The organism is Segetibacter koreensis DSM 18137, from assembly GCF_000374045.1.
Classification (GTDB): domain Bacteria; phylum Bacteroidota; class Bacteroidia; order Chitinophagales; family Chitinophagaceae; genus Segetibacter; species Segetibacter koreensis.
This window is the reverse complement of the sequence record NZ_KB893370.1, coordinates 170,029-192,515: the sequence shown is the minus strand read 5'-3', so window position 1 is coordinate 192,515 and position 22,487 is coordinate 170,029. Positions and strand designations below refer to the sequence as shown.

General features: G+C 38.2%; 16 protein-coding genes. 10 read left to right on the top strand and 6 right to left on the bottom strand.

Going from position 1 to position 22,487, the window contains the following annotated elements; translation table 11 throughout:
• The first annotated feature begins 2,482 nt into the window (after positions 1-2,482).
• The 3 genes from B154_RS0123655 (at position 2,483) to B154_RS0123645 (ending at position 6,090) form a co-directional block, all read left to right on the top strand.
• On the top strand, positions 2,483-4,714 hold the full coding sequence (locus B154_RS0123655; protein ID WP_018616842.1) for a cation:proton antiporter: 2,232 nt from the start codon (positions 2,483-2,485) through the stop codon (positions 4,712-4,714).
• 262 nt (positions 4,715-4,976) lie between these two features.
• Positions 4,977-5,588, top strand: a complete 612-nt coding sequence (locus tag B154_RS0123650; RefSeq protein ID WP_018616841.1) for a TrmH family RNA methyltransferase — start codon at positions 4,977-4,979, stop codon at positions 5,586-5,588.
• Positions 5,589-5,592: 4 nt separating this feature from the next.
• Positions 5,593-6,090 carry a redoxin domain-containing protein gene (locus B154_RS0123645; protein WP_018616840.1) on the top strand — a complete coding sequence of 166 codons (498 nt, stop codon included), beginning with the start codon at positions 5,593-5,595 and terminating at the stop codon, positions 6,088-6,090.
• 109 nt (positions 6,091-6,199) lie between these two features.
• On the opposite strand, the gene B154_RS0123640 is transcribed toward B154_RS0123645, so the two are convergent.
• From B154_RS0123640 to B154_RS0123630, 3 genes are all read right to left on the bottom strand, one after another.
• Positions 6,200-6,451 (bottom strand): hypothetical protein, encoded by a 252-nt coding sequence (locus B154_RS0123640; RefSeq protein ID WP_018616839.1) that lies wholly within the window; start codon positions 6,449-6,451, stop codon positions 6,200-6,202.
• 22 nt (positions 6,452-6,473) lie between these two features.
• Positions 6,474-7,004: an inorganic diphosphatase gene (locus B154_RS0123635; protein ID WP_018616838.1), complete on the bottom strand. Its 531-nt coding sequence runs from the start codon at positions 7,002-7,004 to the stop codon at positions 6,474-6,476.
• A 102-nt stretch (positions 7,005-7,106) separates the two neighbouring features.
• On the bottom strand, positions 7,107-8,231 hold the full coding sequence (locus B154_RS0123630) for a lactonase family protein (protein ID WP_018616837.1): 1,125 nt from the start codon (positions 8,229-8,231) through the stop codon (positions 7,107-7,109).
• Between the two features lie 382 nt (positions 8,232-8,613).
• Here B154_RS0123630 and B154_RS0123625 point away from each other — a divergent pair, with 382 nt between their 5' ends.
• Entirely contained in the window at positions 8,614-10,134 is a 1,521-nt protein-coding gene (locus B154_RS0123625; protein WP_211217539.1) for a malate:quinone oxidoreductase, read from the top strand.
• A 200-nt stretch (positions 10,135-10,334) separates the two neighbouring features.
• Complete coding sequence (rpsT, locus tag B154_RS0123620; protein ID WP_018616835.1) at positions 10,335-10,595, top strand: 30S ribosomal protein S20; 261 nt, start codon at positions 10,335-10,337, stop codon at positions 10,593-10,595.
• Between the two features lie 52 nt (positions 10,596-10,647).
• Here the strand turns inward: rpsT and B154_RS0123615 are convergent, their stop codons facing one another.
• The 3 genes from B154_RS0123615 to B154_RS0123605 form a co-directional block, all read right to left on the bottom strand.
• Positions 10,648-12,015 carry a HAMP domain-containing sensor histidine kinase gene (locus B154_RS0123615; protein ID WP_026260388.1) on the bottom strand — a complete coding sequence of 456 codons (1,368 nt, stop codon included), beginning with the start codon at positions 12,013-12,015 and terminating at the stop codon, positions 10,648-10,650.
• A 4-nt stretch (positions 12,016-12,019) separates the two neighbouring features.
• Positions 12,020-12,706, bottom strand: a complete 687-nt coding sequence (locus B154_RS0123610; RefSeq protein WP_018616833.1) for a response regulator transcription factor — start codon at positions 12,704-12,706, stop codon at positions 12,020-12,022.
• Between the two features lie 322 nt (positions 12,707-13,028).
• Positions 13,029-13,748, bottom strand: coding sequence for a head GIN domain-containing protein (locus tag B154_RS0123605; RefSeq protein WP_018616832.1), 720 nt, complete (start codon positions 13,746-13,748; stop codon positions 13,029-13,031).
• A gap of 255 nt (positions 13,749-14,003) precedes the next feature.
• Here B154_RS0123605 and guaA point away from each other — a divergent pair, with 255 nt between their 5' ends.
• The 5 genes from guaA (at position 14,004) to B154_RS0123580 (ending at position 22,362) form a co-directional block, all read left to right on the top strand.
• The gene (gene guaA / locus B154_RS0123600; protein ID WP_018616831.1) at positions 14,004-15,542 is read left to right on the top strand and encodes a glutamine-hydrolyzing GMP synthase; all 1,539 of its coding nucleotides are present in this window, start codon (positions 14,004-14,006) and stop codon (positions 15,540-15,542) included.
• A 39-nt stretch (positions 15,543-15,581) separates the two neighbouring features.
• Complete coding sequence (locus B154_RS0123595; protein ID WP_026260387.1) at positions 15,582-16,772, top strand: ABC transporter substrate-binding protein; 1,191 nt, start codon at positions 15,582-15,584, stop codon at positions 16,770-16,772.
• Between the two features lie 228 nt (positions 16,773-17,000).
• Positions 17,001-18,020 (top strand): ligase-associated DNA damage response exonuclease, encoded by a 1,020-nt coding sequence (locus B154_RS29630; RefSeq protein WP_018616829.1) that lies wholly within the window; start codon positions 17,001-17,003, stop codon positions 18,018-18,020.
• A 58-nt stretch (positions 18,021-18,078) separates the two neighbouring features.
• Positions 18,079-19,779, top strand: coding sequence for an ATP-dependent DNA ligase (locus tag B154_RS0123585; protein WP_018616828.1), 1,701 nt, complete (start codon positions 18,079-18,081; stop codon positions 19,777-19,779).
• Positions 19,780-19,821: 42 nt separating this feature from the next.
• Positions 19,822-22,362 carry a ligase-associated DNA damage response DEXH box helicase gene (locus B154_RS0123580; RefSeq protein ID WP_018616827.1) on the top strand — a complete coding sequence of 847 codons (2,541 nt, stop codon included), beginning with the start codon at positions 19,822-19,824 and terminating at the stop codon, positions 22,360-22,362.
• Positions 22,363-22,487: the final 125 nt, after the last annotated feature.

Here is a 22,487-nt window from a genome sequence, read left to right as displayed (position 1 = left end):
ACCTTGTTCACCTTTATCGCCAGTATCTCCTTTGTCGCCTTTTAAGCCTTGAACGCCTTGAGCACCAGTATCACCTTTTTCACCTTGGATGCCTTGAATACCTTGTTCACCTTTATCACCGGTATCTCCTTTTTCACCCTGTATACCTTGGATACCTTGTTCACCTTTATCGCCAGTATCTCCTTTCAAACCTTGGATGCCCTGAATACCTTGTTCACCTTTATCACCAGTATCTCCTTTGTCACCTTTTAAACCTTGAACGCCTTGAACGCCCGTTTCACCTTTTTCCCCAGTATCTCCTTTGTCGCCTTTTAAACCTTGAATGCCTTGAGTACCTGTTTCACCTTTTTCGCCAGTATCTCCCTTGTCGCCTTTTAAACCTTGAATGCCTTGAGCACCTGTTTCACCTTTTTCGCCAGTATCTCCCTTGTCACCTTTCAAACCTTGAAGGCCTTGAGCACCAGTTTCACCTTTTTCGCCAGTATCTCCCTTGTCGCCTTTTAAACCTTGAATGCCTTGAGTACCTGTTTCACCTTTTTCGCCAGTATCTCCCTTGTCACCTTTCAAACCTTGAAGGCCTTGAGCACCAGTTTCACCTTTTTCGCCAGTATCTCCCTTGTCGCCTTTTAAACCTTGAATGCCTTGAGNACCTGTTTCACCTTTTTCGCCAGTATCTCCCTTGTCACCTTTCAAACCTTGAAGGCCTTGAGCACCAGTTTCACCTTTTTCGCCAGTATCTCCCTTGTCGCCTTTTAAGCCTTGAACCCCCTGAGCGCCCGTTTCACCTTTTTCGCCTTGGATACCTTGAGCACCGGTTTCACCTTTTAAACCTTGAACGCCTTGAGGGCCGGTTTCACCTCTCTCACCTTGAATGCCTTGCATACCTTGTTCACCTTGAGCACCAGTATCACCTTTGTCACCTTTTAAGCCTTGCACGCCTTGAGCGCCCGTTTCACCTTTCTCACCCTGAATACCTTGTTCACCTTTATCACCCGTATCGCCTTTATCACCTTTTAAACCTTGAACGCCTTGAGCACCAGTTTCACCTTTTTCACCAGTATCTCCTTTGTCGCCTTTTAGACCTTGAGCACCGGTTTCACCTTGAGCACCAGTTTCACCTTTTTCACCTTGAATACCTTGTTCACCTTTTTCGCCTTTTAAACCTTGAATACCTTGAGCACCTGTTGCTCCCTTCTCTCCCTGAGTACCTTGAATACCTTGTTCACCTTTTTCGCCAGTATCTCCTTTGTCGCCTTTTAAACCTTGAATGCCCTGAGCACCCGTTTCACCTTTTTCACCAGTATCGCCTTTGTCACCTTTTAGTCCTTGAGCACCGGTTTCTCCTTTATCTCCTTTTGCACCATCAATACCGTTTTTGCCATCGACACCATTCTTACCATCAATACCATTGATACCATCTTTTCCAGCTAAACCAGTATCTCCTTTGTCCCCTTTGTCCCCTTTGTCTCCTTTCTGGCCGGCAGGACCAGGAAGTCCTGGTACATTACTTTTTTCTGCATATAGTGCATATGGCACACTCATCATTTGTGTAGTACCTATATTAACATAGTTACTGCCACCCGCAGCATCAAACTCTACTTTTAAAAACTTTGAATTTATTCCCCAGTTAATAGCACTAAAAGTTCCGGTAAGAGCGGTTCCCTGGCCAACATTTATTGCGAATAAACCAAATTGATTTGTTGTTGGAGTAAATTTTTCCTTGTATACTATTGATCCTGTGGCTGAACCATCAAGTATGGTGAGTTGTACAGAAACGTTTTTATTTGAAATTAGATTTCCATTTGCATCCCTTGCAACTGCCTGGTATGGGATACCCATTGGAGTTCCGGCATAAGACTTACAAGTGAATATTAAAGCGATAAAAATGTTTAGTAAAAAAGTTTTCATGTCTTTATTTAATTTATAAATTGTTGGTTATTTATATTTTCGAATAAGTTGATAAAAGGATTAATAATTAGCAGTATTGGTAGCAGTTACTCCGTTTGTTGCGGGGGAACTAGCAGTAGTGTAAAGAGCGAAAATTGTAGCGATTAGAAGGAAGGGATTTTTCATGATTATTGTTTTTTATTATTTTTTGTTTTCTCCATATTCTCAAGCTGTGTTCCAATAACAATTTTTTTAAAAAATCGGGAAACCTGAACACGAATGTTAGCAGCATAAGTAGCTTAAAAACAATTTGTTGTGATATATTCTGATTTATTGGAAGAGTCATTGAAGCAGATCGTAAAATGTTGGGAAAGTTCCCACGGAGGTAAAGAAAATCTCTGTTTGGGACAAGGGAAGAGACCGGTTTTAAGCGACCAGGGACTTAGTTATCAGCCACTATACCCCCGGAACAAGGGGTTATTAGCATATATATAGCTGTTAAAAGAAGAAAAGGAAGCAGCTTTTAAAGTCAGTGTAAATAATTTTTCCGTTATCAGAAAAATTACCAATATTGTAAAAACTGACTACCTGATTTATGGGTCACCTGCCTACATTAATACAAGACCTCGCATTAATACTGTGTTGCGCTGCTGTAACCTCACTGGTATTTAAATGGTTGAAACAACCTGTTGTGTTAGGTTACATTATTACAGGCTTGCTTGTTGGTCCAAACTTCTCTTTACTTCCTAATATTTCTGACATTGAGGGCGTGCGTCTGTGGGCAGACATAGGTGTCATCTTCTTATTGTTTAGCCTTGGCCTTGAATTTAGTTTTAAGAAACTGGCGAGGGTAGGAGGTAACTCTTCAATTACAGGTATTTTTGAAGTTACCTGTATGACATGTGTTGGGTTTCTTGCCGGACGCTTGCTGGGATGGACTAAAATGGATAGTATTTTCCTGGGAGGGATTATCGCCATTTCTTCTACAACAATTATAATAAAAGCATTTGATGAATTAAAAGTTAAGGACCGCAAGTTTGCCGGAGCAGTTATGGGCATATTGGTTATTGAAGATCTTGTTGCCGTTATGCTTTTGGTTATTCTCTCAACTGTTTCTGTAAAAAATAATGTGCAGGGAAGTGAGCTACTGATGGCTTTGCTAAAATTAGCCTTCTTTTTATGTTTATGGTTTCTCTCCGGCATATTCGTGTTGCCGGGCCTGTTAAAGGCGGGTAAAAAATTAATGGGTGATGAGACGATGATCATTGTATCGGTCGGTCTTTGTTTTTTAATGGTAGTGCTGGCAACACAGGCCGGTTTTTCTGCACCTTTGGGGGCGTTTATAATGGGCTCTATACTGGCAGAAACTCCACAGGCGGAAAAAATAGAGTCGCTCGTAAAATCTGTAAAAGATCTTTTTGGCGCTGTATTTTTTGTGTCGGTAGGGATGTTAATTAATCCTGCTCTTTTAGTGAAATTTGCTATACCTGTATTTATTTTAACTCTCGTTGTTATATTTGGTAAAACCATTTTTGTAACTATCGGATCATTACTGGCAGGCCAGCCTTTACGTCAATCTGTACAGGCAGGTATGAGTCTTGCACAAATCGGAGAATTTTCTTTTATCATCGCAACCTTAGGGCTTTCGCTGCACGTGATCAATGATTATCTGTATCCTATAGCGGTAGGTGTTTCAGTTATCACCACTTTTACAACCCCTTATCTAATCCGTTTAGCAGACCCTTTTTATGTAAAGCTCGAAAAGATGCTGCCTAATAAATGGCAGGCCCGGCTAAACAGGTACAGCGCAGGAGCGCAAACTATACAGGCAGAAAGTGACTGGAAAGTCTTTTTGCAGTCTTATCTTTTAGTTGTTATTACTAATTCCGTCATAATCATCGCTTTCATATTATTATCCACCCGGTTTTTATCAGCATTAATAATAAATGAAATAAAAAACCGATTCCTCGCACTTATCATAACCACTATCATAACGCTGTTAATAACATCTCCCTTTATCTGGGCACTTACTATAAAAAAGATACACAAAAGCGCCTACACTACTCTATGGCTCGATAAGAAATACAACAGGGGCCCTCTTGTAATACTTGAAATAATACGAAACGTTTTGGCTGTTGTTTATTTATTTTTCTTGCTTGTACAGTTGTTTCGACCATTAATCGCCTTTGCCGTGGCTGTAGTTGTTATGGTAATAGTTCTTGTCATTTTTTCAAGAAGGTTGCAATACTTTTATTCGCGTATAGAACATCGTTTTTTAAGAAATCTTAATGCAAGAAGTATGATTGAAGGAACAGATGAGAAAAGTACTATTTCACCGTGGGATGCTCATCTTGCCTATTTTGTCATAAGCCCGGAGGCCATTTTCATTGGCAAGCCACTTGAAGAACTTCAATGGCGTGAAAAGTACGGTGTTAACCTTGCCAGTATTGAAAGAGGCAAAAAAACAATCGATGTTCCTACAAAATTTGAAATGCTGTTTCCTTATGATAAAATAGCCGTTATTGCTACTGATGAACAGTTGCAGACTTTCCGATATATTATTGACCCCGTTGCTAAAACTCCCGAGTCTGCCACTGACAAAAATCCTGTTTCATTGCACAAAATAATTGTAGATAATCATAGCCGTCTTCGCGGAAAAACAATTAGAGGTTCAAAAATACGCGAACAGACATCGGGACTGGTAGTGGGCATAGAAAGAGATGGAAACAGGATTTTAAATCCGGACTCCACAACTGTATTTCAATGGGATGACGTGGTTTGGATTGTAGGAGACTGGAAAAAAATAAAACAACTTATAGTGGAATAGACAGTTGCGTTAGGAACTTTTTGTAGTCATCACCAGAATATAAATGTATCTTTTGTTGCGTCGCACACTTTTACCCAATAACTTTATTCAGCTTCCATTATGTAATTATTCTAAATGTAAAAGGAATTGATAGATATGGTTATTAGACCCAAAGTTTATAGATCTTCTATAATTTTAAGCCAAGCCTGATCTGATTACAATTTAGATTTTTTTGGAGTTAATATAGCTGTCATCACACCTTTGAATAAAATTGTAAGGATAAATGACACCAGAGAGGAGAAATAAATTATTATCCGTTTTACAAAAGCGTCAGAATAATCTTACGGTTGTTTTGGAAAATGTGTTCGATCCACATAATGAAGCAGCGGTAATGAGAACATGCGATTCAGTAGGAATTCAAGACATTTACATAATAAATAACAGGATTCCGCCAAAGAAAAAATGGGGATTCAGAAGCGGTAGCAGTGCAAAAAAATGGTTGACAGTACACCATTTTACCAATCCGTCAGATTGCTTTAAGGAATTACGTAATTACTATGCCAAAATATTAGCAACACATCTTGCTTCAAATGCGGTTTCTATTTACGACATAAATTTTACTGAAAGTATTGCGCTCGTTTTTGGAAACGAACGTTTTGGCGTAAGCGACGAAACAAGAGCTTTAGCGGATGGTAATATTGTAATTCCTCAATGTGGAATTATTCAAAGCCTCAACATTTCTGTTGCCTGTGCCATTACTGTGTACGAGGCCTACAGGCAAAAAGAACAGGCAGGACATTATCAACAAGCATCATTATCCGTTGAAAAACGTGACCAGTTGCTTAACGAATGGGGATTTAAAGAGCAGGATATTTTTACCGAAGAGGAAAAATAAAAAAATGAGGAAACTTTCTTTTATAGTTGTTTTGTTAATGGTTGCTTTTTATAGCCTTGCACAAAATACACGTCCTGTTACTCAAATTATAAAAAGAGTCTCCGCTGAGGAAGTAAGGTCATTCATTGACACTACATCTGTTCCTACCATTGTAAACTTCTGGGCTAGCTGGTGCGGACCGTGCATTAGAGAAATTCCCTGGTTCGACAGCCTTATTTCAAAAAAGAATTTACCCGTTAAATTGTTACTTGTCAGTCTTGATTCTCCATTTGAAGACCCCGGAAAATTAGTTGCTTTTGTAAAAAAACAAGGTTACAAAGGAGAAGTAGTTTTTTTAAATGATGCAAACATTCATCATTATCTTTCAATAATTGATAAAAAGTGGACAGGTGAGATTCCCGCTTCTATTTTTATAAATAAGTCTAAAAAATATTACCAGCTATTCAACCAGCAATTGCCGCCCAAACGGTTTGAATTGGAACTGGAAAAATTAGTGCAATAACGGCAATAGCGTTACTTGGAGGATTCTCTCATTTTCTTGTTCCAACTGCATGGGCTAAAGTTAAAATTTTATATTATTTTGTTGTTAACCAATGATCACAACTTATATTTTAAGTTGCTTTTCCTTTTAGTTCCCAATGGTCTTTGAAAGTTTTACCGTCCTTGTCTTTTTTTAATGTGCGTGCATATCGTTCTCCTTTTATGGTACCCTGTTCTGTTTTTTTACCTATAAATAGCAAAATAGCATTTCCTTCCTCATCTGTTTTAAAAGACAGATCGTATCCTTTATACTTCATGTCAACCAGCGTGGAAGGTTCATATTTCCCGGCAAGTTTCTTTTGTAAGTCTTCGCTTAATGCCATTATTCATTTTTTAGAATAAATTTTATTTTTTCTCGTCCGATGCTTTTTTTATACTCTTTTCAATTAGTTTGACAGCAACTTCAGGTCCCTCATTTCCTAAAGAGTTAAATACATCTTCGCTTACATTGTTGTAAGACGCAAAAAAGTTAACAATCTCTTTTACGAGCCCCTCGGGAAGTTCATCTATGTTGTTTGCGGATGAATACATTCTTGAATCTAACTGTACAGCTATAACCCTGTCATTACGTACTTTTTCACCATTTTTTTTTTGCTCTACTTTTATAATTCCAAGCACTTTGCATTCAACCAGGCACCCGGGAAAAGTGGGAGCATCAGTAAGAACCAATACATCCATCGGATCGCCATCTTCAGCAATGGTAGAAGGGATAAAACCAAAATCGAAAGGGAAGACCATACCCGCAGGTAATGCCTTTTTTAGTTTTATAGTGTCTGTTTCTTTATGATAAACATATTTGTTGCGGCTGCCTTTTGGCGTTTCTATGACTGCATTTATATCCTGGGTAGCCTCGATAAAGGGTTGTGGTAGTATCATACTCACAACCATTCAAAATTTATACCTCCACCATAAAGGTAATTCAGTACATAGTCGGACGCCTTACCCAACTTTTATTGTCATTTTAAAACATAGTGAGTGTTATTCGCCTTGCTTTAGCAATTGCAAACATACTGGCATTGATACTTCAATTTGCTTGCCTGTTGCCTTAAGTAGTCCTGTTTGTTTGTTTCTTTTAAAAATGACAACATTATCAGTGTCTTGGTTGGCAACCAATAAATAATTACCAGTGGGGTCAATGATAAAGTTGCGCGGAGTTTTTCCCAGGGTAGATTGATAACCTTTAAGTTTTAGTCTGCCCGTTTGCGGATTTATTGAAAAAATAGTAATATTATTTTCATCGCCTCTGTTAGATGCATATAAAAATTTGCCGTCAGGTGACACATGAATGTCGGCGCTGCCAATGTCGCCTTTATAACCTGCAGGATGGGTGGGAACGTCTTCCAGTAAAGTAAGTTTACCATTATTGTATTTGAAAACGCCAACTGTTCCACTTAATTCCTGTATAAGGTAAGCAAACTTTTGATTGGGATGAAACGTAAAATGCCGGGGGCCGTTTCCTGCAGAAACAGATACATAAGGTGGAGTGGCAGGGGTTAATGGTTGTTGAGAATCAGGGTTGAACTTATATATCTTCACTTTGTCTATGCCAAGGTCTGGTGTAAATAAATAATCCTGGTTAGGGCTAAAAACGGTTGAGTGAAGATGTGCTTTTTCCTGCCGTGTGGTATTTGCACTACTACCCGAGTCTTGTAGCAATTGACTATATGGCTGTAGTGAACCATCTGTATTTGCAGCAAATGCAGCAGCGCTTCCTCCGCTATAATTTCCGACTATTACCCACTTGTTATTCTTGCCGACCGTTACGTAACAGGGATCATCACCGCCCGTCGACTGTTGATTTACAAAAGTTAATTTGCCTGAAGCTTTATCAAATGTATAAGCGCTTACCTTGCCTCCGTTTTCTCCGTGCGTTTCATTCACTGCATATACATATTTTTCGTTTGGAGCAACTGCAAGATACGAGGGACTCTGTGAACTGTCGGTATTGCTAACCCACTCGGCAGTACCTGTAGCGGCGTTAAAACGATAGACATAAATACCCTTGCTGCCTTTATTTGTATAAGTGCCAATAAAAAGATAAAAATTTTGGGCTGTGGCACAAAAAGAAAGAAATAAAAAAAGAGTGATAATAGAAATTCGCATGGTTACAAAAGTTGTTGCGCAATTTAATCATTAGTATCATAAATCCAAGAAGCGAGATTATTAAGAAAAAGAAACAGAAATAGATTTTGAAGATTTTATAATAACGATTAGAAATATAATAACGTATCAAAGTATTGAAAGAATGGGGATAGTTTATAAATGTTGTACCTGAGCAAATAATACTTTTAAGAAATCAATCTTTTTTACAAATAAAAAGAAATTTGCATGTATTGTGCAGGAAGAAAATAAGAGAAATTTTAAGATTGTTGTGAAAAGAATTTTAATGATTATACACAAAATCAGTTGGCACGAAATTACGAACAGAATGTTTTTTACATTTTAAAATTACCTTTGCGGGCATTTAATATTAATCATGAGCAGAATGGAAAATTCACCAGAAAAAAATCCGGATGTAGTTTTAATAGGTGCAGGTATTATGAGCGCCACACTTGGAGTGTTGCTAAAGCAGCTCGACCCGAATTTAACAATAGTAATCTTTGAAACCCTTGATGTTGCAGCAGCTGAAAGTTCAGACGCATGGAATAATGCAGGAACAGGACACTCTGCGTTTTGTGAATTAAATTATACACCAGAACTGGAAGATGGTACAATAGAAATTAAAAAGGCGGTAAAAATTGCTGAATCTTTTGAAGTCTCGAAAGAATTTTGGACTTATCTTATTCAGCAAAATTTTATAACCCTGCCTCCATCTTTTATTAGACCCATTCCCCATATGAGTTTTGTTTGGGGAGAAAAAAATGTGGAATTTTTAAGAAAGCGGTTCGAGGCTCTTACTACGTGTCATCTTTTTAAAGGAATGAAGTATACCGAAGACAAAGCTCTTTTGTCAGAATGGATTCCGTTAGTAATGGAAGGTCGTGATCCACAGGAAAAGGTTGCTGCTACAAGAATGGACATAGGAACTGATGTAAACTTTGGCGCGCTTACCAGGTGCATGTTTGATCATTTAAAAAAACAAGAAGGCGTTGCCCTTCATTTTAGCCGCCAGGTACGTGACCTTGAGAAGGATGATGATGGGGCATGGAAACTAAATGTAAAAAATACAATAACCAGCGAGAGGCGAAAACTGAAAGCAAAATTTGTGTTTATAGGTGCAGGCGGAGGTTCTTTACCGTTACTGATTAAATCTGAAATACCAGAAGGCAAAGGGTTTGGAGGCTTCCCTGTCAGCGGGCAATGGTTACGATGTGTCAACCGTGAAGTAATTGAAAAACATGAGGCTAAAGTGTATGGAAAAGCATCTGTAGGAGCTCCTCCTATGTCTGTGCCTCATCTTGACACCCGCATGATTGATGGAAAGAAGGAACTTCTTTTTGGCCCTTACGCAGGTTTTTCAACTAAGTTTTTAAAACACGGTTCTTTTATGGATTTGCCTTTATCCATTAAGATGAATAACATCATGCCTATGCTCTCAGCAGGGGTTAAAAATATTCCTCTTACCAAATATCTTATTGACCAGGTGAGGCAGTCTCCTGAAGATCGTCTTGCAGCGCTTCGTGAGTATCTTCCTGCGGCGCGGCTGGAGGATTGGGAATTGGAAATAGCCGGCCAGCGTGTACAGGTTATAAAAAAAGACGAAAAAGAGGGCGGTGTGCTTGAGTTTGGAACAGAAGTGGTAAGCGCAGCAGATGGAAGTATTGCTGCACTTTTAGGAGCTTCTCCCGGAGCATCTACCGCAGTTTCTATTATGATCGATCTTTTAAAACGTTGCTTTAAAGATAAAGTTGATACCCGGGAATGGCAGGGTAAACTGAAGCAGATGATTCCTTCTTATGGCCGATCCCTGGCCAAAGACGCTCAACTATGCCGGGAAATAAGAGCCTACACAAGTGAAGTGCTTGGATTACAATTTGTACCGGCGCATGCAGATGAGATAGCATAATGAATAGCTGATTTAATAACCTAATAATAAATGCCATAATCTTACTTTTTGTGGCATTTATTATTTCAAAGTCAGGAGAAATTTTATTGGTTATACACACAATAAAATAAGAGAAAGCATAAATAATTTTAAAAAATATCTCTAAATGTTGTATTCTTTATAATTTTAAACCTACCTTTGCCGACCTTAAAAAGAAAATTATGGCAAACCATAAAGCTACAAAGAAAGATGTGCGCCAGGCAGCAAAGCGTAGAGATCGTAACCGTTACTATGGCAAAACAACTCGTAATGCTATACGTGATCTAAAAGAAATCACTGAAACGAGTGCTTATACTGAAAAATTGCCTGATGTGGCTTCTATGATTGATAAGTTGGCTAAGCGTGGAGTTATACATAAAAACAAAGCAGCTAACTTAAAAAGTAAATTATCTAAGAAAGTTCCTGCAGCCGCAGCCGTTTAATTTGCAGTAAACATAAAAGAAGTACAAACCTGTAATTTTTTTGCAGGTTTTTTTATGCTGTTTGTGCAGGTAGAAATATGCTGAACCTGTTTATGTCAGTTGCTAAAGAATGATAGCTTATTGTGCCTCCATGTACATTCACTATTTTTTTTACAATTGACAATCCAAGTCCATATCCCTTTTTGTACTTCGAGTTTTCTCCGCGGAAAAACGGAATAAATAAATTTGCTTGCTCTTCAGGCGATAATCGCTTTCCTATATTATCGAAGTGTAAAATAATTCCTGTATTTGCACCATCAATAGTAATTTTTACACCCTGGTCTTTAGAATACTGGATTGCATTCTTTATTAAATTCATTATCGCTGACTTTATTAGGGATTCATTACCTATAACAGTTAAATGATTCTCGTTGTCAAAAACTGTATCAAAATCTATATTTATCGTAGCATAAAGCCATTCCTGCTTCACCAAGTCTGCCATTTCAAATAAAATTTCATCTATTCTCACAGGCAACCAATCTTTTTGAGAAGTCATTTTTTCGTAACGAGATAGGGTTAACAATGAATTTGTCAAATCTATCAGGTATTGCTGCTCTTCCCTTAAAGAGTATAAAATCCTGCGATAATCTTCTATATATAATATTTTGTTCAAAGCCGCTTCTGTTTGTGCAAGCATGGTAGCAAGAGGAGTTCTAAGTTCATGAGAGGCATGATGAACAAAGCTTTTTTGTTGCTCAAATGCCAGTTCCAGACGATCGAGCATTGCATTGAATTTTTTAGCTATTTGCGAGACTTCATCATTGCTTCTGCCAATAAATATCCTTTCTTTAAGATTTTGTTCATTTATTGTTTCTATCTGCAGCTTAAGTTTTTCAAGAGGCCTTATTGCTTGCTTAACAAGGAAGAATGCCAGTAAGCCTGACAAAAGAATGCCACCTAGGATTGAGAGAATGAGAAGTGCCTTTAAATTGTCGCTTTTTCGATTACCGAAAACATCAAGAGCCGAGGCGACTGCGTAATAATGATTTCCTTCTATACTCAACAATACTACTTCACGCTCTTTATCAGTATAAGAAAATTGTTTATCCTGTCTGGCTTTATTAAATGTTTCAGCAGAAATTTTCGGAATATGGCTTCCGGGAGTCGAATATAGAAGATGGAAAGCTGAGTCGTAAATGAAAAGATTTTCTTGGGGCAAAGAATTTACGGCATTTTGAAGCAAGCGCAAACTATCACCGGGGGAAGGCTTAGATTCACTAAAAAATATTTGTCCGCTTTCTTTCGCTTCTGTAGTAAGCCGTTTTATAAATTCTTCTTTTCTGAATTTCTCATTTAATAAGTATACGGATACGGCTGAAACCAATAAAATAATGAACACCGATAAGGTAAATAAAAGGGCGATCCGTACTTTTAAATTCATGTAACTATAGTTCCTTTATAAAATAGCCAAACCCGGCTTTTGTATGAATAAGTTTATCGATAAAAGGTTTATCAATTTTATTTCTTAGAAAACTTATATAAACTTCGAGCGTATTAGTACCAGTATCAAAACTTAATCCCCATACCTTTTCCAGGATTTCCTGTTTTGATATTACTTTTCCTTTTGACTTTATCAGAAGCGCAAGTAATGCAAATTCTTTCGAGGTTAAATTAATTGGTTTTTTTGCCCGGGTTACTGTTTTATTTATAAAATCAATTTCTAAATCGGCTATTGACATTTTTTCACTTTGTTCAGCAGAATCATATCTTTTTAAAAAAACTTTAATCCTGGCAAGAAGCTCGTTTAAATGAAATGGTTTTACAATATAATCGTCTGCACCAAGATTAAAAGCGTCCATCTTATCCTGTAACTCTCCATGGGCTGTAAGCATGATTATAGGAATTTCTTTTTTAGCTTTTCTAAATTCCTTACATAGTGCCAAACCATTTTTATATGGAAGGTTTACATCCAGTAATATTAAAGAATAATTGTGCTCCTCAAATAATTTTTCTGCTACAAGTCCATCAAATGCTACATCTGTTTGATATCCTTGTCTGGTAAGTTCCTCCTGAACGACTTGTCCTAACTTTGGTTCATCTTCAGCATAAAGTATCCTGTGATTATTCTCCATGTTTTTTAATAGAATTGTACAATAACGATTGTATTCGAAATGCTATTTCAGTAGCATCCGTTACTATTTTTTATTATTTGAATTAATGTAATACTGCAAGAAATTGGATAAGGGGAAAAGCAAAAAGCAACTACGGATTAGATTAACCGCTTTTAATTCTCATATGCAATTTTAATAAAATTTTAATTAAAATTAAATATACAATTAAATCTTTTGAAATGTTTGCTACCGCTATTAAAAAAAATTAATTCATAAAGCCTGATCTAGCAACTGTTAACTGTAAGTATTCCAATATTTTTAATGAAAATTCCTCCACAGTTGTTTAAGGAACCTTTATTACAGACCCGCTACCGGCAATATTTTTATTAACGGTGGCGTTGCCCCTGTATTTTACATCGCCGCTTCCAGCTATTGATGCTTTTAAAGTAACATCGGCAAATAGATTTGCATCACCAGAACCCATAATTTTTACAGTTGCATTTTCAGCTTTTAAATTAGGACTATCATAATTTCCACTACCGGTTACAGTAATCTCTACATTTCTTGTTTCTCCTTTCAGATACATATTGCCGCTGCCCGTAATACCCGCGTTTACAGCGGGAGCGTTAATGTTTGCAGCGATATTGCCACTGCCCGTAATGCTGAACGACATGTTGTTGCTGGAAGAAAATTTGTCATTGCAGGTCAGGTTGCCACTCCCTGTAACTTTAAAGCCATTGATTTCGGGTGCAGTGACATATGCTTTTACAGGGTTTGTAGAGTGTATATTTATATGGTCCCTTGTTTTTATATTCAGCCAATCATCTTCTGTGCGGGTTTCTATAAATTGAAGTATATTTTCATCTCCTTCTACTGTAACTGATGGCGCACCTGGCCCGACAAACACATCTATATCGCCAACCACATTTACTTTTCTTGTATTGCCAACATTGCGTGTTTCGCTTTTCCGGTTTCCGTTCCCCTCAACGGTTTCTCCGGCAAAATTGCAGGACATAAAAATTATTGATGCGAGGCTTATTACATAAAGAAAGCTTCTTCTCATATTAGTTGTTTTGGTATGCGGTATTTAGCAACAGTAAAAGTATTGTTTTATTTATTATCTTATAGATAGGTATCTTTCAAATTTTGAATGTTTTGGGGCCTGTTCGGGATTATTCCTGACCTTATTATTGGGACTGGTAAAAAATGTTATGATAAAGTTTGAAAGCGCATTATAAAGTAAACAAAGCAGAAGAGCAGGTAAAATAAATTACCTTCGCGGCATTTCAAACTTTAAGCTGATTTCTTATTTGTTTTTATGAACGAAAAAATTCTAATTCTAGACTTTGGAAGCCAATACACACAACTGATAGCAAGGGCTGTACGTGAGGCGAATGTGTATTGTGAAATAATTCCTTATTACAAACCTTATACATTTGATGCTTCTGTTAAAGGCGTCATTCTCAGCGGTTCTCCGTTTTCTGTTAATGATGAAAAAGCGCCGGTAGTAGATGTAAAAAAGTTTAATGAACAATTGCCGGTTTTAGGCGTTTGTTATGGAGCACAGCTTACAGCCAAGCAGTTTGGTGGCAGGGTAGAAAAGAGTAATAAAAGAGAATATGGAAGGGCGCAATTACAAATTCAAAAACAACATGATGTTCTGTTAGAAGGAGTTTCAAGCCATACGCAAGTCTGGATGAGCCATGGAGATTCTATTTTGTCACTACCTGAAGACTTTGAAATTTTAGCCACAACTGATTCAATACCTGTAGCAGCATTCAGAAAAAAAGAGGCAAATGGTTTTCCTTTGCATGCTTTACAATTTCATCCTGAAGTGTATCATTCAACCGAAGGAAAAAAAATTATTTATAATTTCCTCGTAAACGTGTGCCATTGCTCGCAGGATTGGACCCCAAATGCTTTTGTTGAAGAAGCGATTGAAAATATACAGCAACAGGTAGGGGATGGCCATGTTATTATGGCGTTGAGCGGAGGCGTAGACAGCACCGTAGCAGCCACTATAATAACCCGGGCAATAGGCGACCGCCTGCACGGAATTTTTGTTGATAACGGCGTTCTAAGGAAGAATGAATTTGAACAGGTTTTAAAAACTTATAAAGAGATTGGTCTTAACGTAAGGGGAGTAGATAGAAAAAAAGTTTTCTACGATGCTTTAAAAGGTAAATCCGACCCGGAAGAAAAGCGTAAAGCTATTGGCAAATTGTTTATAGATGTTTTTCAGGAAGAAGCTTCGTCTTTAACAAATATTAATTTCTTAGGGCAGGGCACTATTTATCCCGACGTAATTGAAAGTGTAAGCGTACACGGACCTTCTGCTACCATAAAGTCGCATCATAACGTTGGAGGGTTACCTGAAAAAATGCATTTGAAATTAATAGAACCGCTTAAATATCTTTTTAAAGACGAGGTTAGAAAGGTTGGCCTCGAACTGCAAATTCCCCACGATCAATTATTTCGCCACCCATTTCCCGGTCCAGGTTTGGCAATAAGAATTTTAGGTGAAGTAACCGAAGAAAAGGTTAAACTATTGCAGGAAGCAGACGATATATATATACAGGGTTTGAAAGAACATAAATTATACTCAAGCATTTGGCAGGCGGGCTCGATACTGCTTCCTATTAAAAGCGTGGGCGTTATGGGTGATGAAAGAACTTATGAGCATACACTTGCGCTGCGCGCAGTTACATCGGTTGATGGAATGACTGCCGATTGGGCACATCTTCCTTACGAATTTCTTGCTCATATCTCTAATGAGATAATTAACAATGTAAGAGGAATTAACAGGGTTGTTTACGACATAAGCAGCAAGCCGCCATCAACAATTGAGTGGGAATAGGCATCAATTTTGTGCTTAAGAGACAAATTAATAAAATAAATGAAAAAAATTTACTGCTTCCTTTTGCTATTAAGTATCGTGGCAGCCTTTGCTAAAAAAGCCAATGCTCAGTCCGATACTTTAAAACCGGTAAAAGTTGCAGTTTTTATTCCACTCTATGCAGATGGAGTTTTTGATACGCTTTCATATAATGCAGATAAACCGAGTCTTCCTAAAACCATATTACCCGGGCTGGAGTTTTATAACGGTGTAATGATGGCAATAGACAGCCTAAACCAGGTTGGTGCAAAAGTTGAAATTAGCATATATGACACAAAACAGGCGCATCAATCACTAGTCGAATTGATGAAAAAGCCTGAACTGAATGACGTAGGGCTTATAATTGCTGCCATTACAAATACAAAAGAGTTAAAAATATTTTCTGACAACGCCCTGGCGAAGAACATTCCTTTGATCTCTGCTACTTATCCTAACTATGTCGGCGTTTCTCAAAATCCGTATTTTGTCTTGCTCAATTCTTCTTTCCCTGCACATCTAGACGGTTTATACAAGCATATGAAGCAGTACTATTCTTCTAATACTATTCTTGCTGTCACTAAAAAAGGACCAACAGAAGATTACATAAAAAGATTTATAACAGACAAAAACAAAACTCCCGGGGCGGTTCCTTTAAAGATCAAATGGATTAACATAGATGCAAATAATGTAAATCTTGCCAACCTTAAAAATAGTCTTGACAGCACAAAAAACAACGTTGTATTTGTTGCCTCCCCGCTTGAAAGCTTTGGATTAGATGTGGTTGAGATGCTTAGCAGCAACGAAAGTTATCAGACCACAGCTATTGGGATGCCTACCTGGGATGGCATGAAAGATCTTGATAAACCAGAATGCAAAAATGTTGATATAGTTTTTTCAACGCCTTTTCTTTATTATTCTCAAAACCTTGGTTTAAGTGCCTGGGTAAATAAAAGATACAAGGAAAAATATTACAGCCGCCCCAGCGATATGGTTTTTAAAGGTTATGAAATAACATATCATTTTACCCGGCTGCTTAATAAACATAGAGACAGCCTGCCGAAGAATTTAAATGATAAAGATTTTACACTTTTCAATGAATTTAAATTAGAACCTGTCAGGTTAAGAAATTCAAGTCCAAAGCCTGACTTTCTTGAAAATAAGAAATTGTACTTTATTAAAAAACAGGCCGGGACTGTCAAGAGTATTATTTAAAATTGACAAGTCGCAACTTAGCGTATAATAATGATAAGCGTTTAAGATCAGGCTTTTGGGACAGGCATAAAGATTTTTCTCAACATTGTTGTGTCACTCCCTTGTACCGCACAACGATAGGCAGCCTTTTCCGGGCAGCTTGCATAAACTATTTTAAACCCGAGGTCTTCCTACTGTCAAACAATGGCAGAGTTTTTTGTGTAATTAAATGCTTCCAATTCATTATTAATGGCATTAATAGAATTTACCGATAAAGGATTATGTTGTCCGCAGGGAAAGTTTTACATCGATCCGTGGAAACCTGTTGACAAAGCATTGATAACTCATGCACATAGCGATCACGCCCGTTGGGGCTCAAAGTCTTATTTATGTCACACATACTCTAAGCCAATACTTCAGCTTCGTTTAGGCGACAATCCTTACCAGACAGTTGAATGGAATGAAAACATTTCTATAAATGGGGTAAAAGTTTCTTTTCATCCTGCAGGTCATGTCATCGGCTCTTCCCAGATAAGAGTAGAATATAACGGAGAAGTATGGGTTGTCAGCGGTGACTATAAAGTTGTGGATGATGGAATCAGCGGACAATTTGAACCTGTTCCATGTAATACCTTCATTACCGAATCTACTTTTGGCCTTCCTATTTATAAATGGAAATTACCCGAACAAATAAATAAAGACATACAAAATTGGATACTTAAAAACCAGGAAGAAGGCAGAACAAGTGTAATCATTGCTTATAGCCTCGGTAAAGCACAGAGGGTGTTAAAGGCGATAGCAGAGGTTACACAAAATATATTTGTTCACGGTGCTATTTACAACATACATGCGACATTAATGCAGGCCGGGTGGAATTTACCTGCGGTAAAAAGAGTAACCAATGAAACAAAAAAGGAAGAACTTGCAGGCAGTGTAGTTGTTGCCCCACCAAGCGCGGACGGCAGCTCGTGGATGAAAAGGTTTACTCCATATAGCGTTGGCGTGTGCAGTGGGTGGATGCAGGTTCGGGGTAATGCAAGAAGAAGAAACGTAGATGCCGGATTTGCAATGAGTGACCATGCAGATTGGGCCGGGCTATTGCAGGCTGTGAAAGCAACAGGTGCAGACAAAGTATTTGTAACACACGGTTTCCAGGCACAATTTAGCAGGTTTTTAAATGAAAACGGAATAGAAGCGGCAGAAGTAAAAACTGAGTATGGAAATGATGAAGAAGAAGGTCCAACAGCTTTAACCGCCGCTGAAGAGTAGGCATTGAAAACCGGGAAAATCGCTCCAAACTCTGCTGAAGGAGAGGCTTTCGAAGAAAATGAATAAAAATATAGACGATATTGAGAATCTGATTCAACTTGAACACCTGAGAGATTCAGCCCCTCCCACAAATGGTGGAGGCCTGGGGTTATTTGCAAACCTTGTAAAGGTCTTGGGCAGCAGCACAAAAACAAATGATAAACTTGAGGCGCTTGTTAATTATTTTGCCTTAGCAGACAATAAAGATAAAGTTTGGGTGATAGCGCTGTTTAGCGGGAGAAAGCCGAAACGGGCTGTTAATACAACTCAATTAATTACTTGGTGCATAGAAGTTACAGACTTGCCGGGATGGCTTTTTGGTGAAAGTTATCATACGGTCGGAGATCTTGCCGAAACTATTGCTCTTTTGCTTCCTGAGACCATCTCTTCTGAACAACAACATGAAAGCAAGCCATTATATTTCTATATAGAAAAATTCAAACAAATAGAAAAACAGGATGAATCTGTTAAAAGGAAATTCATTATTGAAAGTTGGGAACAAATGGACCAAAACGAAAGATTTGTTTTTAATAAACTGATAACAGGGGCTTTTCGAATAGGTGTTTCTCAAAAAATGATGGTAAATGCTTTAGCGAAATTTACAAGCCTCGAAGCTTCGGTTATTGCACATCGCATTAGTGGCAATTGGGATCCTTCCACTACTACTTTCGGCGAACTTTTAAATGAAAACCCGGCAATAACCGATTATTCAAAACCTTATCCTTTTTACCTCGCTTATGCTTTAGATGAAGAACCTGCAAACTTAGGTGATCCTGATAACTGGCAGGTCGAATGGAAATGGGATGGAATTCGTGGCCAGGTGATCAAGCGTAACAACCAACTATTTGTCTGGAGCCGTGGAGAGGAATTGATGACCGAAAAGTTTCCTGAGTATAGTTGTCTGAAAGATTTGTTGCCAGACGGAACAGTTTTAGATGGAGAGATAATACCAAGTATAGATAAAAAACCTCTGCCTTTTGCATTGCTGCAAACAAGGATTGGTCGGAAAAATGTAACAAAGAAAAATCTTCAGGAAACTCCTATAACCTTTTTCGCCTATGATTTGCTTGAATACAATTACGAAGATTGGCGCAATAAGCCGTTATCTGAACGACGAAAACAATTGGAGGCAATTATTCGCCCACTTACCACACCAACTATAATCCTTTCTCCTGTAATCTCATTTTCTGACTGGAATGAATTGGCTGAATTAAGACAAACTTCAAGAGAAAACGGGGCCGAGGGATTTATGATAAAGAGGAAATCAAGCCTTTACCAGGTTGGTCGTAAAACGGGCGACTGGTGGAAATGGAAAATCGATCCTTTGGTCATTGATTGTGTTATGATTTATGCAGAAAAGGGTAGTGGTCGCCGAAGTAATTTATATACAGCCTATACTTTCGCAGTCAAAGACGGAGAAAAATTAATTCCTTTTACAAGAGCTTATAGCGGATTAACAGACAAGGAGTTTGCGGAAGTAGATTCGTTTGTAAAAAGAAATTCGCTTGAGAAATTTGGTCCGGTAAGAACTGTGAAGCCCGAGCTGGTTTTTGAAATTGCCTTTGAAGGAATTGCAGCAAGCAATCGCCATAAAAGCGGAGTGGCGCTTCGTTTTCCAAGGATCAACAGGTGGAGAAAAGATAAAAAGCCAGACGAAATAAACACTTTGGAAGATTTAAAGAAGATGTTGGAGGTGTATGGCACAAAACCGCAATCATAGAAGAGCAGAGAGAACAATTAAAGCATTATTAAATTTAAGTAGTTGAAACTTCAGGAAACAAAAGGATATGAAGTTATTATTGAATGGCTGGCTTCAAAAGGCCTGACACCTTTTCCATTTCAGGAAGAGACATGGGAACAACTGCACATAAGTAACAGCGGAGTCGTAAATGCACCCACAGGTTTCGGAAAAACATTTTCAGTATTTCTCGGTGCTCTGATCAATTTCATAAATCAGCATCCGAAAGATTATAAAGCCAAAAAGAAAAATGGCATTCAATTGCTTTGGATAACGCCGTTACGCGCATTGGGAAAAGACATTTCCCGGGCAATGGAGGAAGTGATCCAGGAACTCGGCATGAGCTGGCAAATAGGAATTAGAAACGGCGATACCGATATAAATGAGCGGCAAAGACAAAAAAGGAGCATGCCCGAAGCTCTTATCATAACTCCCGAAAGTCTTCATTTACTTCTGGGCCAGAAAGATTATGAAGACATTTTTTCTACTTTACAAATAATAGCAGTAGACGAATGGCACGAATTGCTGGGAAGCAAGCGCGGTGTACAGGTTGAGTTAGCGTTATCGAGAATAGTTGGAGTGTGCAGGAAGTTGGAAGTAAGGAGCGAACAACGAACAGTGAACAACGAAAAGCAGTATCCTTCTATCAACTTTCAGCTCTCTATTTGGGGCATCAGTGCGACTATAGGAAATCTGGAACAGGCCAAAGATGTCCTTCTTTTCTCCCTTAACTTACAAAAACAAAGGCGTGCATTTTCTCCTGTTATTGTTAAAGCTCAGCTGCGTAAAGAGATATCTATAGAATCCGTTATTCCCGAAGAAATTGAAAAATTCCCCTGGGCAGGTCATCTTGGGTTAAATCTTGCCCAGGAAGCCGTTGATATTATCCGGGCAAATAACACAACTCTTGTGTTTATCAATACACGCGGCATGAGCGAAAGGTGGTATCAAAAAATACTTGAAATTGCTCCGGACCTTGCTGGTGCCATTGCCTTGCATCATGGAAGCATAGAACAGGAAATCAGGTTGTGGGTAGAAGAGGCGTTACATACTACAAAACTCAAAGCAGTTATTTGTACATCAAGCTTAGACCTTGGTGTTGACTTTAGACCGGTTGAAACGGTAATACAGGTCGGTTCGCCAAAAGGGGTCGCTCGTTTTTTACAACGCGCCGGACGGAGTGGACATCAACCGGGTAAGGTGAGTAAAATTTATTTTCTCCCAACTCATTCTTTAGAATTAGTGGAAGCTGCTGCGCTGAAACAGGCAATGGAAGAAAATATTATTGAAAGTCGTGAACCAAGAACTCTTTGCTTTGATGTGCTCATTCAATATTTGTGCACGCTGGCTGTCGGTGAGGGTTTTAGACCCGATGAAATTTATGAAGAGGTAAAAAATACCTGGTGCTATGCAGAGATGAATGATGCAGAATGGCAACAGGTACTATACACGATAGTTAGTGGAGGCGAAGCATTGCAACAATATGATGAATATAAAAAGGTGGAACAGGGAGAAGATGGCGTTTACAGGATAAAAAACCGGCGGATAGCTATGCGTCATCGCATGCATATAGGCACTATTGTTAGCAGTCCAATGATGAAAGTAAAGTTTATAAGTGGTGGTTACGTTGGTGTGATAGAAGAAACGTTTATATCAAGACTAGAGCCTGGCAATGTATTTACATTGGCAGGAAGGAATTTGGAGTTTGTGATGGTAAAAGAAATGACTGCTTTGGTAAGAAAATCAAATGCAACAAAAGCAATTGTACCTAGTTGGGATGGTGGAAGAATGCCTTTATCTTCCAACCTTGGTATGATGCTTAGAAGAAAGTTTAATGAGGCCCTTACTGCAAAAGATATTGAACTTACAGCGCTGAAGCCATTGTTTGTTTTGCAAAAAAAATTATCACACGTACCCCGGGAAATGGAACTGCTGATTGAACAGATCGAAACAAAAGATGGCCATCATTTATTTGTCTATCCTTTTGAAGGAAGGCTGGTGCATGAAGCAATGGCGGCGGTTCTTGCTTATCGCATTAGCAAAATTACTCCAATCACTTTTTCTATGGCTATGAACGATTATGGCTTTGAACTCCTTAGCGATCAGCCAATTCCTGTGGATGATACAAATGTTTATGAGCTTTTTTCTACCGAAAACTTATTTGCAGATATTCAGCGAAGCGTAAACTCAACTGAAATGGCAAGGCGAAAATTTCGTGATATCGGCGTAATAGGCGGACTCATTTTCCAGGGATACCCGGGAGAGCAAAAGAAAGCACGGCACTTGCAATCTTCTGCATCGTTATTGTTTAATGTGTTTAGTGAATACGATCCTCACAACCTCTTGCTTCGTCAATCATATCATGAAGTGATGGAGCAGCAGATGGAAGAAATGCGATTGCGCAAAATGTTAGAGAGAATTCAGCAATCTAAAATTATTCTGACTTTTCCCGCCCAGCTAACTCCTTTTTGTTTCCCTGTTAAAGTAGACAGCATGCGTGAAAATATGAGCAGCGAAAAACTGGAGGACAGAATTAAAAAAATGCAGGCTCAATTGGAAAAATAGAATTTTATTCTAATAGGAAGTGAACCAATAGTCAGGGAGCAAATAAATTTAAAAAATCGATTCAGTTCCAATATCATTTAAAGACTATTGATAAATGTTTTAATAATTTCTTTATTTGTTGTAGT